This is a genomic window from Pseudomonas sp. N2-3-1-14 (assembly GCF_041228395.1).
GTDB lineage: Bacteria > Pseudomonadota > Gammaproteobacteria > Pseudomonadales > Pseudomonadaceae > Aquipseudomonas.
The window spans coordinates 3,552,008-3,567,300 of the sequence record NZ_CP166199.1 but is presented as its reverse complement, the minus strand read 5'-3'; the positions used below and the strand labels follow the sequence as shown (position 1 = coordinate 3,567,300).

Here is a 15,293-nt window from a genome sequence, read left to right as displayed (position 1 = left end):
TCAACACAGCGTCTTTTTCAACGGGCAATAAAAAACCCCTGGTCATCGGCGATGACCAGGGGCTCGTGCTGGATCAGAAGTTCCAGCGGGTACTGAGCATCACATTACGCGGGTCACCGTAGTAAGCCGAGTTATAGAAGCCGATGTTGGTGTAGTACTTCTTGTCGAAGATGTTGTTGACGTTGAGGGTTGCCGAAACGTTCTCGGTCACCTGGAAGCGGGCCATCGCGTCCACTACCCATAGCGGGTCCTGGGAGAAGTTTTCCTGGGTGCCTTTAGCGTAGTTGTTCAGCAACTTCCAGCCGGTACCCTGCCAGCGTACGCCGCTGCCCAGGGTCAGCTTGTCCAGTGGGCCGGTGAGCTTGTAACTGGTGTAGAGATTGACCTGGTCTTCCGGTTCCCAGGTGGAGAGCTTCTCACCCTGCTTGTCGCGCATGATCTTGTGGGTATAACCCGCTTGCAACTGCCAGCCTGGCGCCAGTTCGCCGGAGATTTCCGCTTCGTAGCCCTTGGTTTTGGCTTCGGTACCTTTGGACGCGTAATCCAGCCCAGGGTAGCTGTTGGGGATGTAGTCGTCGTCATCGATTGCGCGGTTTTTCTCATGGACTTCGAAGTAAGCCAGGCTCGAATTCAGGCGGCCATCGAAGAACTCACCTTTGATGCCGATCTCGTAGTTCTTGCCTTCGTCCGGTTCGAGCGGCTTGTCGTTGCGGTCGCGGTAGTCGTCTTGCGGCAGGTAAATCTCGGTGAAGCTGGCATAGGCCGAGAAGTTGTCGTTGAGGTCGTAAGTGATACCCGCGTAAGGCACGACCTTGCCGGTGTCCTTGACCTGGCTGGTGCCGCTGACTTCGTAGTTGTTGACCCGGGTGCCGAGGATCAGGTGCAGGTCATCCGCCAGACTGAAACGACCGGTGATGTAGCCGGCGCTCTGGCGGGTCAGCTCGTCGTTCTTTTTGGTTCGGGGGCCACGGTCCGGTTTGGGCGCGTCGCCGTCCCAGTTGAAGTAGTCGTGGCTGTTGTTGTAGTTGGTGGCGTTGGTGTAGTCGTTGCCCAGCCAGCGCGAGCGCGAGACCGAGGTGCCGACGACCAGCTCGTGTTCACGCCCGAACAGGCTGAACGGGCCGGTGGCATACAGGTCGCCGGTGTCACTGGTGGTTTCACCGATGTAGGTGCGGGTCAGCAGTGAGGCTTTGCCCGTAACCGCGTCTGGCGACAGCAGGGCCGACAGCGGTGCTTTATAGCCGTTGATCTGGTGGTTGTACTGCGCCTTTCCGACCCAGCCGTTGTCGAACGTGTGTTCCAGGGTTGCGAAGCCCGTGCGTGTGTACTGCTTCCACTTGCTGTACTTGGCGCCGTTGTTGAAGGAGCGCGGCGTGCTGATACGATTACCGGCTGAGTCAAATAACGAGGCCGCACCGGACCAGCTGGAACCCTGCGGGTCGCTGTCCTGATAGTCGCCACCGATGGTCAGCAACGTGTCCGGCGCCAGGTCGAATTCGAGGATGCCGTAGTAGACGTTGGTCTGGCGCTGATAGTGATCGAGGAACGTATGTTTGTCCTGGTAGGCCGCGACAGCGCGGCCGCGCACATTGCCGGACTCGGTCAACGGGCCGCTGACATCGATTTCGGAACGATAGTTATCCCAGGAGCCCGCCCCCAGGTCGACATAGCCTTTGAATTCCGATGTCGGTTTTTTACGCACCATATTGATGGTGCCACCCGGGCCGCCTGCGCCGGTGAGCAGGCCGGTGGCGCCCTTGAGAATTTCGACGCGGTCGTAGATCACAGTGTCGGTCAGGGTGTGACCCGACGAGTATTGGGCATCCTGCAGGATCGGGATGCCGTCGTACTGAAAGTTCTGGATGGCGAAGCCACGCGAGAAGTAGCTGGTGCGCTCGCTGTCGTAGGTCGACACGGTGATGCCCGGCGTGTGTCGCATGACGTCGTCGATCGACTTGAGGTTGAAGTCGTCCATGGCCTGACGGGTCACCACGGAGATCGACTGCGGCGTCTCGCGTGGGCTCAATACCATGCGGGTCGCGGTGGCAATGGTGCCGGGGGTGTAGGAGCCGGAACCTTCAGTGATGGTCCCCAACTGGTTGGCCGTGACCTGGGTCGCGCCCAGCTCCAGCGCCGACGTTTTCGCAGCGCTGATGGTAAACGAGTTGCCTTGCAGGTCGTAACTGACGCCCGTGCCCGTCAGCAAGGTGGTCATGGCCTGATTGGGTTGCAACTTACCCTTGATCGGGTGGCTTTGTTTGCCTTCTACGTCGGTCGGGCTGTACAGCACCTGCAAATTGGTCTGACGGCCGAATTCCTGAAGCGCGCTCCCCAGCGGCTGCGCAGGTACGTTCAGTTCGACTTCCTGAGCCTGCACGTAACCCGCGACCGGCAATGCCATTGCAAAGGCAATGGTGCTTGGCAGGATAGGGATGTTCAAGAGGCGGCGCATGGAGAGTGCCTTGCTCAAGGGACTCAGACCGAACGTTGCTGGCATGGATGCATTCTCTTCTAGATTTTAAGTGGGCAGTTCTAAGTGTTTATTGAGGTCAATTCTCATTACCACTAGTGAGACGTTCCTATCCCAAGAAACCGGAAAAAAATTTCATGCCGGTTCCAGCTCGTGCACCACTTTGCCCGCGCGCAGGCGCACCAACTGGTCGGCGACGTCGAAATAGCGGTCGTCGTGGCTGATCACAATGATGGTTTTGCCCAGACGTTTGAGGTCTGGCAGCAGCTCGGTGTAGAACACGCGACGGAACGCCGGGTCTTGATCGGCAGCCCATTCGTCGAACACCAGCACAGGGCGCTCTTCGAGCCAGGCATTGACCAGCGCCAGCCGTTTGCGCTGGCCGGTAGAAAGGTCGGTGGTACTGAATACGCCGTCTTTGACGCTGACCTTGTGCGCGATTTCCAGGCGCTCCAGGTACTTGGCCGCGCTGTCCAGCGATTGAGTAGCGCTGCCCTGAACCAGATCGTCGAACAGGTAATAGTCGGCAAACACGGTGGTGAACAATTGGCGATAGTCATCGCGCACGGGGTCGGTCACGGTTTCGCCGTTGAGCCGGATTTCCCCTGTCTGCGGTTGATACAGGCCTAGTAACAGTTTGATCAGTGTGGTCTTGCCGCAGCCGTTCTCGCCGACGATAAACACGATATCGCCCTGCTTGATGCTCAGGTTGATCGGCCCCAGGTGGAACGGCTCGCTGCCTTCCACCGGCGGTGGGCTGTAGCTGACGCCGCGTAGTTCTAGGCTGTTGACCACCGGTGTTGGCGCCTCGCTGCCGTCCATCAGCAAGTGCGGTTCGGGGGACGAGAAGCGATCAGACAGCTCGGTAATTCGCGCAAAGGCAATCCGCGCCTTGCCGATGATCGGCAGGTACCCGACCACGTGTTCGAGCGGGCCTTTCATGTACAGCAACACCAGCACGAAGCCGGTGATCACCGCAGGGTCAGGGTTGGGGCTGTAGGCTTGCATGGCCAGGGCCAGGCCGATGACCACGAAAAACAGCATCGAGCCGAAGGTTTTCGCCACGATGTAAATATTCACGGAGCGCACCTGGATATCGCTGATCTGGTCGGCGGTTTCCTGAATGCGGTGGGTGTTCATGCGGTAGCGTCGCGGCCGGTGGATGCGCAGCTCTTTGGCGCCCGAGGCAATTGCCGAATAGTAGCGTTGCAGTTCGTCTTCCAGATCACGGGCTTCGTCGAAGCCGCGTATGCCTTTGTGGCCGGCAATGAACTGCACGCTGCTGCCGATGACAATGGCAACGATCATCATCAGGAACATCGGCACCGACAGATAGGCCAGGTAACCCAGGCAGCCAAGGGTCACCGTGGTAGCGATGGCCAGCGGCGTGAACGCAAAGGAGAAATCGCTGATGGTGTCGACGTCGTGGGTGAGTACCGGTATCAGGCGGTGGGCACGGTAGCGCTCGATCTGCTCGAGGGGTGCCGACAGCACTTTCTCGCCCAGATCCTTGCGCAACGCGGCGATGATCCGTTGGCCCACATAGTTGGTGCCGATATCCGAGACGATGGAGCTGGTCAGCGCCAACAGGCACAGCGCAGCAAAGGTCAGGATCACGCCCTGGGTCATGCCGGTGGTGGAGTGCAGGGCATTATTGATAGTCGCCAGCAGCAACGTGATGGCCAGCCCCCCGCCATGCCGAGGGCGACGGAGACCGTCACGATAGTGCGAAAAGGCCTGAGCAATGCGAGCAAACCGTTGAAGGCGCCGCGCTTGGGGTCGGTCATAAGTACTTCCCGGAAAGTGAAAAAAGGGGGGCTGGGCACACAGACCCTTACCCATGACAAACGAAGTTCCGTCGCGACTATTTAGCTCGGCAGGCCGGGCGATGACGCGGTGGGATAAATCGGCCGTGTCCTGGTTCGTTCTTGTTCTGTAGGCGCACGTGCATCGACGCCGCGCGCAGTCTATTCAGCGAGAGCGAAACAATGACGAAAAAGAACCTGGTGTATGTGTGGTCCCTGCGAAATGCCGCAGCCGACAAGGCCGGGCAGCCGGTGGCCTACAAGGACCACGAGCGCTACATGAAGTCGGTGCTGGAGTTTCTGGTGGGCTCGTTGAACGACACCCCATTGGGCGAGGCATACAACCTGGTTGGCGTGGTGTACGACGATGACGAACAGAACCCGCGCGACCAGCAACTGGTCAGCGATTACGGCTTTGCCTACAAACCAGGCCGCCAGTGGCTGTACCCGGCGGATCTGCAAGTGCAGGGCCGGTTGGTTAACGATTTGTTGCTGAGCGTGCCGTCCACCTATCGCCGTCTGCCACGCGGCAGCGCCGAGCACATCGCCGGCAAGCAGGATTTCGAGCGTCGCCTGCACGACACGCTGGTGGAATTGAAAGCCGATATCGTCGTGCTGGATGGTTTGCTGGTGATTCTGGATGAGTTGGTGCGGCCAGGTGCGCCGTTTGCGCGGCGCATCATGAACATTCACCCAGGCATTACGCGCATCGAATCGCCTTATGAACGCCGCGGCGCGTACGCCACCTGGAACGCGTTGTATGGTGCGCGCGGGCAAACCGTGGTGGATTGGGCGACCAAGGCCACCACGCCGTCCGAGCCGCTGTACCTCACCGGCGCGTCGTTCCACTACGTGGATAACGGCATTGATTCGGGTGAAGTGTTTCACGACGTGCTGAAAACCGAGATTTCGCCCGAGGACACCATCCTCGAACTGCGCTGGAACAACTTCAACAACAGCCTGTTCCCGGCGTTGCACGAAGGCTTGGAGTTGTTGGCCAAGCAGGCCTGAACACAGCCCTATGAGTACCTGCAGAACCAAAATGTGGGAGCGGGCTTGCCCGCGAAGGCGGCGGTCCCGTCGATACAGGGGTGACTGACACACCGCTATCGCAGGCAAGCCAGCTCCCACATTTGAATGGTGGCGGTCTTGACGGCTTGCGCACGACCCTAAGCCCAGTCGCCCCAACAGGTACCGCGAATTTTTACCTGATGTACGCAAAGCAAAATGTGGGAGCGGGCTTGCCCGCGAAGGCGGCGGCCCCGTCGATACAGGGGTGACTGACACACCGCTATCGCAGGCAAGCCTGCTCCCACATTTGAATGGTGGCGGTCTTGGTATTCATGCACGACCTTAAGCCCAGTCGCCCCGCCCGTTGCCGCGAACTGTTACCTGACATACGCAAAGCAAAATGTGGGAGCGGGCTTGCCCGCGAAGGCGGCGACCCTGTCGATAAAAGGGTGACTGACACACCGCTATCGCAGGCAAGCCAGCTCCCACATTTGAACGGTGGCGGTCTTGACGGTTTGCGCACGACCCTAAGCCCAGCCGCCCAGCCATTGCCGCGAATTTTTACTTGATGTACGCAAAGCAAAATGTGGGAGCGGGCTTGCCCGCGAAGGCGGCGGCCCTGTCGATACAGGGGTGACTGACACACCGCTATCGCAGGCAAGCCAGCTCCCACATTTGAACGGTGGCGGTCTTGACGGTTTGCGCACGACCCTAAGCCCAGCCGCCCAGCCATTGCCGCGAACCGTTACCTGGCATACGCAAGGCAAAATGTGGGAGCGGGCTTGCCCGCGAAGGCGGCGGCCCTGGCGATAAAGGGATGACTGACACACCGCTATCGCAGGCAAACCAGCTCCCACATTTTGAACGGCGCCGCGCTTAAAGCTCGCGCACTACCCGAAAGCCAATCCAGTCGCCGCGCGTTTGCGGGTAAATATTGTTGCGGTTGCCCGAGCGTGAAAACACGGGCGCTTCGCCCCAGTCATTGCCGCGAATCTGGTAGCTCTCGCAGTTCGGTTCGGCCCAGGCACTGCCATCGGTAGGCGCGCCGACGTAGTTGGAGTGCTCGCAGTCGGCAACCCGCTCATAGACATTGCCATGCATGTCGTACATGCCAAACGCATTCGGCGGGTAGCTGCCCACCGGCGAGGAATAGCTGTAGCCATCCGCCGGGCCGTAGGTGTTGGCATGTTTGGCGATGCTGTAACCCTTGCCCTCATCGAAAGGAAACGGAAACGGCCCGGTGGTGCCCGCACGCGCCGCATATTCACGTTGCGCTTCGCTGACCATCTGGTATTTCTGCCCGGTCTTTTTCGACAGCCAGGCCACATAGTTCTTGATGTCGTCCATGTCCATGCACACCGCCGGCTGGCGCGGGCCTTGTGGGTAGCGTGGTTTGCTGGCGATGCATTCGCGCCCTGGGCGGGTGTCGCCGTCGGCGATCTTGACGCCGGTCTGGCGGATATAGCTGTCCCATTCACCGGCGGTGATATGGAAGCGGCTCATGGCAAAGGGTTTGGCGAAGGTCACCTCATGCATCGGGCCTTCGTCGGGCTCGCGGCCGACTTCGTCTTCCGGGGTGCCCATGGTAAAGGTGCCGGCCGGCAGCACGACCATTTCCGGGCAGTCCTTGCAGTCTTTGAATACTTTGCCCGGTTGCGCGGTGGCGGCCTGGGCCAGGCCTGGCAACAGCGCGCCGCACAGGGCGGTCAGCGCCAGGGCAGTGAGGGGCTTGAGTCGGGATGGAGTCATGTGGGCATCTCGTTCAAAGGAAAAAGGGTTCACAGCCGTTGGCTCAGCAAACTCATGAAACGCTGGATCTCGTCCGAGCTGTTAAGCAGGCCGGGGGAGGTGCGAATCACGGGGCCGACATCGCGGTCTACCGCATCGATCACCACGCGGTTTTTCATCATGTGGGCGACCACGGCCTCGCTGTCCTGGCCCTTGACGCGGAAGAAGGTAAAACCGGCGGAGAGGTCAGGGCTGCGCGGCGTCACCAGTTCGATCTGCGAGTGAGCCAGCAAACGGCTTTTCAATTCGCTGTTGAGCGCGTGAATGCGCGCCTGTACTTGGGGCTTGCCCAACTGCAAATGCAGCTTGAAGGCTTCGTCCACCGCCCAGCGATGCTCAAAAGCGTGGTAACCGCCGGGCGTCATGGTGGTGGCGAAATTGGTGTCTTCGGAGAAGGTCGGCACCATCGGCGTCACGTATTTGTTTTCGGCGTCACGGGCGCACACCAGGCCGGTACCGCGCGGACCGAACATCCATTTATGTGTGCCGGCGATAAAGAAGTCGCAGTGCATGTCGGGGAAGTCGAGGTTTTCCACGCCAAAGCCATGCACGCCGTCCACCACGTAGAGAATGCGGTCGTTTTCATCGCGGTGACGGTTGAGTGCATCCACCAGACTGCCGATCTCGCCAATCGGAAGTTTGACGCCGCTGCCCGACTGCACCCAGGTCATGCCCAGCACGCGGGTGTTGGGGCGAATACTGCGCTGGATATTGCCGAGGATTTCGTCGGCAGACACGCGATTGGCGTCTTCGAACAGCCTGAACCGGCGCACCTGCGTGCCTTGCTTGAGCACGCGAAAATCCAGGACGTTCTGGGTGGCGTAATGCTCGTGCACGGTGGTGAGGATTTCCTGGTCGGGCCGCAGCTTTATCCCGCCGTAGATCATCGCCAGCCCCTCGGAGGTGCTGCCGGTGAGGGCAATTTGTGCCGGCTTGGCGTTCAAGTAGCGACCGGCCCATTCCCGTACCTGGCCTTCGCGTTTCCAGGTTTCCTCAAGCCCCCAATCCATCGCCAGCCCTGGGTTGCGGTCGATCTGCTGGCGGTAGCGGTCGATCGCCTCGCGCACCGGCTTGGGGTGCGAGGCCACCAGGAAGTTGGAGAAGTGCAGGTAGTTCGGGTCCTGGTTGAACAGCTGTTTCAATCCCGTCCATGGGTCGTTCGCAGCGGGTGCCGGGTTGTCGGCCAATGCTTGAGGTATCAGCGCAGCGCCCAGCGGCAGGCTGGCGGCGAAGACACCGGCCTGTTTGAGAAATGTACGGCGATCAGTCATGGACGTGCTTCTAGGTGGTTAGCGGTTGGCCAAGGGCTTGGCGGCTTTTTGTACCTGGTCCCACACCCGCAGGAAGTTGCCTCCCCACAGCTTGGCGATGTCGGCTTCGGAGTAGCCACGCTGGATCAGCTCAGCGGTGACGTTGCGCACCTCGCCGACGTTCTCCCAGCCCTGGATGCCGCCGCCGTCGTTGAAGTCCGACGAGATGCCGACGTGATCGATGCCGATCTTGCGCACGGTGTAGTCGATGGCGTCGCCCCAATCCTTGAGGGTGGCCTTGGGTTCTTCTTCGAGAATGCCGTACAGGCCCTGGGCGTACTGGCCGAACTTCTGCTCGGGCCAGGCGGCAATGATTGCGTCGCCGGGCATCAGGGCCATGGCCAGGTTGGGCAGCGGCGGCAGGTCGAACCGCGCGCGCAGGGCGTTGAGTTTGTCCTGGGTTGGCTGGCTCAGCGGACGCAAATAGGCGGGGAAGCCCACCACTTGAACCACGCCGCCGCTGTTCTTGATCAGTTGCAACTCCTTGTCGCTGAGGTTGCGCGGGATATCTACCGAGGCGCGCGGCGCCGAGTGGGACGCCACCATCGGCGTGCGGCTCAATTGCGCCACCTGCTCCAGGGCCTTGGTCGACATTTGCGACACATCGATGATCACGCCCAGGTCATTGAGGCGATGCACTGCCTGCTGGCCGATGGGCGACAGCCCTTCGAGGGCGTCGGTCGAATCATTGAAAAACGGCAGTGGGCGCGACGAGTCGGACCAGGCGTTATTGCCGATATAACTGAAGCCGAACATGCGCATGCCGCGCGCCGCCCATAGATCCAGTTGGTTCAGGTCATCGCCCAGCGGGTAGGCGTTGAGCATGCTGATAAAGATCGCGAACTTGCCTTCACCGTGCAGGCGGCGCAAATCGTCCGGGGTGTAGGCGATGCCAACCTGGTTGGGAAAGTCGCGCACCATGCCGGAGATGATCTTGTAGCGCACCTCTTGCTCGTGGCGGGCCTCCTCGACAAAACCGTCGGTGGGCTTATGCGGCGCGTTGGGGCCGTTCCAGATTTCCGGCCAGCCGAAAATCGTCAGGGCTGCGCCCGACAAGCGCCCGCGCGCCGCCTTGGCCAGGTCGAACTGGCCGCTGCCATCTTTGTCGGCCTCATTGCCGGCCGTGCCGAAATCCATCGGCACCGTGATGTGGCTGTCGAACGACAGCAGGCGGTCCTGCATTTCATTGGCTTGCTTGATTACCTCTAACGGGTAACCGGCATTGCCGCGAAACCAGTGGTCCCAGACCAGAAAGCCGGCCCCCGCGCCGATGGCCAATGCCAGCGGCAGGCCGATCAACAGCGCCTTTTTCGAACGTGGTTTTGTCATTGCCATCTCAGTCAGTTGAGGCCTTTGCTATCAGGGAAGAACGAGCCATCGCCGGGGAAATTTAGGCCTGCGTGGCGCGGCGGTAAATTTGCGAAGGCTGCAAACGTTCTAGCTCTGATTAAGCCGTTTCCTAAGGTAGACAATGACGATCTCTCGACGTGGGTTCATCGCAGGCCTGGCGCTGACGGGCGCTGCCGTGCCGGCGGCCTTTTATGCCCATCGCGAGCTGACGCGTGAAGAAGAATTCCCCATTACCCCGGGCGAGGCCACGGTGGATTTGGCCGACACCGAAGGCCAGCATTTGGCGAACATTTTGCGCGGTGTGTGGAGCCTGCGCCTGGAAGGCCGCGACGCCGGGCTAAAGGGCTTGCCGCTGCAAGGCCTGGAACTGCTGCTGGACATCGCCCCGCGTGGCCGTGGCCTGCGCGGCTACCTGGACACTGCTGAAAACCTGCGCGCCGAAGGTGAACCGCGTTACCGCGTACTCGGTGACGTGCTGACAGGCGAGGGCGCCTTGCTTTACTGGCGCCTGATCGACCGCGAGGCGGCCGACGGCGCACCGGCCTATGAATTCAAGATGACCCTCGATGAAGTCTGGGCCGACTTCGCTAACGCCGGCAGCAGCACCCTCAGCGGGCAGATCCTCAACCTTGATCGCCCCTTGGCATTGACCGAGCGTGACAACCGCTTTATCGCCCACAAACAGCTGTTTCCCGAAGCCCGCCAACGCATCGGCCTGAACCCGACGCTGCTGGCCTGGCTGATTTCGCCGGAGCACCGCCTGTTTCACCAACTCTGGCACGCCACCCGCGACCAGTGGCACAAGCTCTCGGAAGAAAAACGCGACGCCTTGCGCGGCATCGGCTGGCAGCCCGGCCCGCGCGGCCAGGAACGCGACGCCCGTGGCAAACGCAAAGATCGCAACGGCTCGGGCATCGACTTCTTTTTCATGCACCGCCATATGCTCGGCACTGCGCGTTCCATGCAAGATTTGCCGTCGTGGCCGCAATTCCCCGAGCCGCAGCCGGCGCTGGAACGCGACCGTCTGGGCTTTGTGCGTTACTTCGATAACCACGACGGCTTCGCGTTGCCGCCCTGTTGGTCGGCGCCGGATGACAGCGAATACACCCAGTGGGTCAGCGATATCAAGGCGGCCCAGACTTACCACAGCAACTTTCAGGTCTGGGAATCCCAATACCGCGACCCACGTTACCTGGCCAAGCTGAGCCTTGGGCAATTGGGTTCCGAGATGGAATTAGGCCTGCACGACTGGCTGCACATGCGCTGGGCCTCGGTGCCGCGTGACCCGTCCAACGGCGCGCCGGTGCCGTTCGCCCGCGACCCGTCGGACTTTGCCGCGCGTTGGTATGCGCCGGAGAACGATTTTCTCGGTGATCCGTTTTCATCGCATGTAAACCCGGTGTTCTGGCATTTTCACGGCTGGATCGATGACCGCATCGAGGATTGGTTTCGCGCCCACGAGCGCTTCAACCCCGGTGAGGTCAGCCGGCTGGAAGTCAATGGTGTGAACTGGTTTGCGCAGGGGCGTTGGGTGGAAGTCGGCGATCCGTGGCTGGGGCCTGACACTCACGGCTGCAGCACCACGCCGGGTTTGCAGATGGGCAGGTCGATGGAGATGGACCGGAGACCATGAAGCTGGCGCTGCGTATTACCTTTGCCGCTGAGGACGAAGGCTTGCAGGCATTGTTCAAGCGTGTGCCGAGGCGGCCCTGGTACGCACGGCACCTGAAGGTCAAGTAACGCCTGGGACGTTGGGCCAGAGATCGGCCACCAGGAACAGGCGTTCGGCTTCTTCCCAATCCTCGCCATTTTGCACAAGGCGCACCAACAACTGCGCGGGTGCCATCGGGTCCAGTGCTGCCAGCCAGCCGTGCATCTGCTGCTCACTCCACACCTCGTCCTGCGGGTAATGCGCCGGCGCAAGCCAGGCATGCCTGGGCAGCGGTTGCCAGCGCCCCGGCGGGCTGGCACTGACCAGCGCCGGCCAATCGCGCTGATGCAGCCAGCGCCCCCGCAGATGCTGCGGATGGGCGCCGTGAGGGGGTTCGGCCTGGCCGGGCCAGGGATAGAGCAAATACCCGCCGAGCCACAAATGCGCATCGAACTGCTGGATATCCAGCGCCGCCAATGCCTCGCGGCTTTCCGCACGCGCTGAAATCGGCAACTGATGCTGAGCGAGGTGGGCCAGTTTGCGGTCCAGCCGATCATGGCACCCCGGCCCCAGCCATTGCGCGGCGTCCAGGCCGTTGCCGTCCTGCGGCCCGAGATACAGTTTGATCGCCAGTTCCAGGTGGTGCACGCCATCGCGGTCGCGCAGCAGCATGTCCAGCTCGCCCAAGGTATGCCCGGCGCGGCGGATCGGCAGGTTGGCGGCGAGCAATTCCACGCCCGGCGCATGCTGCACGGCAAATTGCCACAGGCGCTCGTAATACAGGCCCAGGCGCCGTGTGCGGGCAAGGCTTAGCCAGTGCTGCAAGGCGCTGCTGTCTTGATCGAGCGCGCGTAACCATCGCTCCAGCAGATGCGGTGCCTGCACCCACTCGCTGCCCGCCAGCGGGTGGCGCTGCGGCCAGGGCGTTTGCGCGAGCATCGGCGGGGCAAGCATCACCCACGCCAAATCGCGCACTTCGGGGTGGCGCAGTTGGCGGGGCAGATTGTGCAAATCCGGGAACACAGTCATGGTCCGAGCATAGCCGTTTAACGTCTGTACAGGTGGCTGAGAACCATTGTCATCAAGGGTTCACGGCGACAAAGGATTTTGCCTGACGCGGCCTTTCGCCCATAATCGTTGTTTTTCGCCACACCCCAAACCCCGCAGGAGCCCCATGGAGCAATTTCGCAATATCGGCATTATCGGTCGCTTGGGCAGTACCCAGGTGCTGGACACCGTCCGCCGACTGAAAAAGTTTCTGCTCGAGCGCCACCTGCACGTGATCCTCGAAGACACCATCGCCGAAATCCTGCCGGGCCATGGCCTGCAAACCTCGTCGCGCAAAATGCTCGGCGAAGTCTGCGACATGGTGATTGTGGTCGGCGGTGACGGCAGCCTGCTCGGCGCAGCCCGGGCGTTGGCGCGGCATAACGTGCCGGTGCTGGGGATCAACCGCGGCAGTTTGGGGTTCCTGACCGATATCCGCCCCGATGACCTGGAAGTCGAAGTGGCCAAGGTGCTCGATGGCCATTATCTGGTCGAAAACCGCTTCCTGCTGCAGGCCGAAGTACGCCGCCACGGCGAAGCCATCGGCCAGGGCGACGCGCTCAACGACGTGGTGCTGCACCCCGGCAAGTCGACGCGGATGATCGAGTTCGAGCTGTATATCGACGGCCAGTTCGTGTGCAGCCAGAAGGCCGACGGCCTGATCGTGGCCACGCCGACCGGTTCCACGGCGTACGCGCTGTCGGCCGGCGGGCCGATCATGCACCCCAAGCTGGATGCCATTGTGATCGTGCCGATGTACCCCCATATGTTGTCCAGCCGGCCAATTGTGGTCGATGGCAACAGTGAGCTGAAAATCGTGGTGTCCAAAGACATGCAGATCTACCCGCAAGTCTCCTGTGACGGGCAGAACCATTTCACCTGCGCCCCCGGTGACACCATCACCGTGAGCAAGAAGGCGCAGAAGTTGCGGTTGATCCACCCGCTGGACCACAACTATTACGAAGTGTGCCGGACCAAGTTGGGCTGGGGCAGCCGCTTGGGGGGTGGAGGCGACTGATGCTCGATCCCGCGCGTAGCTACGACCTGATTGGTGACGTGCACGGTTGCGCTCATACCCTTGAGCATTTGCTCGACCGGTTGGGCTACCACAAACAGGGCGGCACCTGGCGCCATCCGACGCGAATGGCGGTGTTCCTCGGCGATATCATCGACCGTGGCCCACGCATTCGCGAGGCGCTGCATATTGTCCACGACATGGCCGAGGCCGGTCAGGCGCTGTGCATCATGGGCAACCACGAGTTCAACGCGCTGGGCTGGAGCACACCCGCGCCGCCGGGCAGTGGCAAGCAGTTTGTGCGCGAACACAACCCACGCCACGCGCGGTTGATCCACGAGACCCTGACCCAGTTCGAGCACCACCCGGCCGACTGGCATGACTTTCTCGGCTGGTTCTATGACATGCCGCTGTTTGTCGATGCCGGGCGTTTCCGTGTGGTGCATGCGTGTTGGGACGAGGGCTTTATCCAGCCGCTGCGCGCGACGTTCCCGGATGGCTGCATCGACCAGCACTTTCTGCAGGCCGCCGCCGTACCGGGCAGCTTTGCCTGCAACGCCTTCGACCGCCTGCTGCGCGGCACCGACATGCGCCTGCCGGATGGCCTGACGCTGACCGGTGGCGATGGGCTGACGCGCTCGTTCTTTCGCACCAAATTCTGGGAAGACGACCCGAAAACCTATGGCGACATCGTGTTCCAGCCCGATGCGCTGCCGGAGCCGGTGGCGCGTACGCCGCTGTCGTCCAGCGAAAAAAATTCCCTGCTGCGTTATGGCGTCGACGAGCCGTTGCTGTTCGTCGGCCATTACTGGCGCAGCGGCAAACCCGCGCCGATCCGCCCGAACCTGGCCTGCCTGGATTACAGCGCTGTGCTGTACGGCAAGCTGGTGGCGTATCGGCTGGACCAGGAAACCCAGCTGGATCCGCGTAAATTTGTCTGGGTCGACGTTGAGCGCCCTGAGGTTATTTCATGAGTACCGTAGCTGTTTTGCGCTTGCCGCTGAGTGTCGACCTGGCGGGTTTCGTCAAGTTGCTGCAACGCATGCAAGTGCCCCATCGTGTCAGCGAAGAGGCCGGCGAGCAGGTGCTGTGGGTGCCAGAAACCATCAGCGACGACGTGCGCGTGTTGTACCAACGCTTTCCCGACGGTGACCCGGACCAGCAACTGGACATCCCCGAGCGGGCGCCCGTTACGCGTCCCAGCTTTGTGCAGCAGGTACGCCACAGCCCGGTGACGGCGCTGGTGCTGCTGGCGAGCATCATTGTCGGTGCGGTGACGTTACTGGGTGAAAACCTGCAAACCATGAGCTGGCTGACGTTTCTGCCGTTCCATGTGACGGGCGAGTACCTTCAATTCACGCCCTTTGCCGAGACCATGGCGTCGGGGCAATGGTGGCGGTTGGTCACGCCGATGCTGATCCACTTCGGCATCCTGCATTTGGCCATGAACGGCATGTGGTACTGGGAACTCGGCCGGCGCATTGAGGTGCGCCAGGGCAGTATCAACCTGCTGGGCCTGACCCTGTTGTTCAGCCTGGTGTCCAATTACGCGCAATACGCCTATGGCGGCCCGAGCCTGTTTGGCGGCCTGTCCGGCGTGTTGTATGGCTTGCTGGGGCATTGCTGGATTTTCCAGTTGCTGTCGCCCAACCCGGCTTATCGCCTGCCTCGCGGGGTGCTGGCGATGATGCTGATATGGCTGGTGCTCTGCATGTCGGGGCTGATCTCGATGATCGGTTTCGGCGAAATCGCCAACGCGGCTCATCTGAGCGGCTTGGTCATCGGTTGCCTGACGGGTTTGCTGGGTGGGTTGTACAACCGCCGCAAAGCCTCCATTTGATAAGGA

At 61.4% G+C, this 15,293-nt stretch carries 9 protein-coding genes and 2 pseudogenes; 5 read left to right on the top strand and 6 right to left on the bottom strand.

Going from position 1 to position 15,293, the window contains the following annotated elements:
- Positions 1-73: 73 nt before the first annotated feature.
- Together AB5I78_RS16385 and AB5I78_RS16380 are read right to left on the bottom strand one after the other, a co-directional pair.
- Positions 74-2,452, bottom strand: coding sequence for a TonB-dependent siderophore receptor (locus tag AB5I78_RS16385; RefSeq protein ID WP_369303279.1), 2,379 nt, complete (start codon positions 2,450-2,452; stop codon positions 74-76).
- A gap of 153 nt (positions 2,453-2,605) precedes the next feature.
- Positions 2,606-4,257: pseudogene (locus tag AB5I78_RS16380) on the bottom strand (cyclic peptide export ABC transporter).
- A 201-nt stretch (positions 4,258-4,458) separates the two neighbouring features.
- Here AB5I78_RS16380 and AB5I78_RS16375 point away from each other — a divergent pair.
- Positions 4,459-5,286: a N(5)-hydroxyornithine transformylase PvdF gene (locus AB5I78_RS16375; RefSeq protein ID WP_094950653.1), complete on the top strand. Its 828-nt coding sequence runs from the start codon at positions 4,459-4,461 to the stop codon at positions 5,284-5,286.
- Positions 5,287-6,162: 876 nt separating this feature from the next.
- On the opposite strand, the gene AB5I78_RS16370 is transcribed toward AB5I78_RS16375, so the two are convergent.
- From AB5I78_RS16370 to pvdM, 3 genes are read right to left on the bottom strand one after another with little or no spacing between them, the layout of a single operon-like run.
- Positions 6,163-7,035, bottom strand: coding sequence for a formylglycine-generating enzyme family protein (locus AB5I78_RS16370; protein ID WP_369303281.1), 873 nt, complete (start codon positions 7,033-7,035; stop codon positions 6,163-6,165).
- Positions 7,036-7,064: 29 nt separating this feature from the next.
- The gene (locus AB5I78_RS16365) at positions 7,065-8,345 is read right to left on the bottom strand and encodes an aminotransferase class V-fold PLP-dependent enzyme (protein ID WP_369303282.1); all 1,281 of its coding nucleotides are present in this window, start codon (positions 8,343-8,345) and stop codon (positions 7,065-7,067) included.
- 18 nt (positions 8,346-8,363) lie between these two features.
- Entirely contained in the window at positions 8,364-9,713 is a 1,350-nt protein-coding gene (gene pvdM, locus AB5I78_RS16360) for a pyoverdine-tailoring dipeptidase-like protein PvdM (RefSeq protein WP_145165720.1), read from the bottom strand.
- A 142-nt stretch (positions 9,714-9,855) separates the two neighbouring features.
- Here pvdM and AB5I78_RS16355 point away from each other — a divergent pair.
- A pseudogene (locus AB5I78_RS16355) lies at positions 9,856-11,474 on the top strand (PvdJ/PvdD/PvdP-like protein).
- Here AB5I78_RS16355 and AB5I78_RS16350 read toward each other — a convergent pair.
- On the bottom strand, positions 11,467-12,414 hold the full coding sequence (locus AB5I78_RS16350; protein ID WP_369303284.1) for a DUF1853 family protein: 948 nt from the start codon (positions 12,412-12,414) through the stop codon (positions 11,467-11,469). The pseudogene AB5I78_RS16355 and the gene AB5I78_RS16350 sit on opposite strands and share 8 nt — an antisense overlap.
- A gap of 145 nt (positions 12,415-12,559) precedes the next feature.
- Between AB5I78_RS16350 and AB5I78_RS16345 the strand changes: the two genes are divergently transcribed.
- From AB5I78_RS16345 to AB5I78_RS16335, 3 genes are read left to right on the top strand one after another with little or no spacing between them, the layout of a single operon-like run.
- The gene (locus AB5I78_RS16345; RefSeq protein WP_010210870.1) at positions 12,560-13,450 is read left to right on the top strand and encodes an NAD(+) kinase; all 891 of its coding nucleotides are present in this window, start codon (positions 12,560-12,562) and stop codon (positions 13,448-13,450) included.
- A complete protein-coding gene (locus tag AB5I78_RS16340) occupies positions 13,447-14,421 on the top strand; it encodes a metallophosphoesterase (RefSeq protein ID WP_178119752.1) in 975 nt (324 codons plus the stop codon). Before AB5I78_RS16345 ends, AB5I78_RS16340 begins: the two co-directional genes overlap by 4 nt.
- Entirely contained in the window at positions 14,418-15,287 is an 870-nt protein-coding gene (locus tag AB5I78_RS16335) for a rhomboid family intramembrane serine protease (protein ID WP_242198358.1), read from the top strand. The genes AB5I78_RS16340 and AB5I78_RS16335 overlap by 4 nt, the downstream gene beginning before the upstream one ends.
- Positions 15,288-15,293 lie beyond the last annotated feature (6 nt).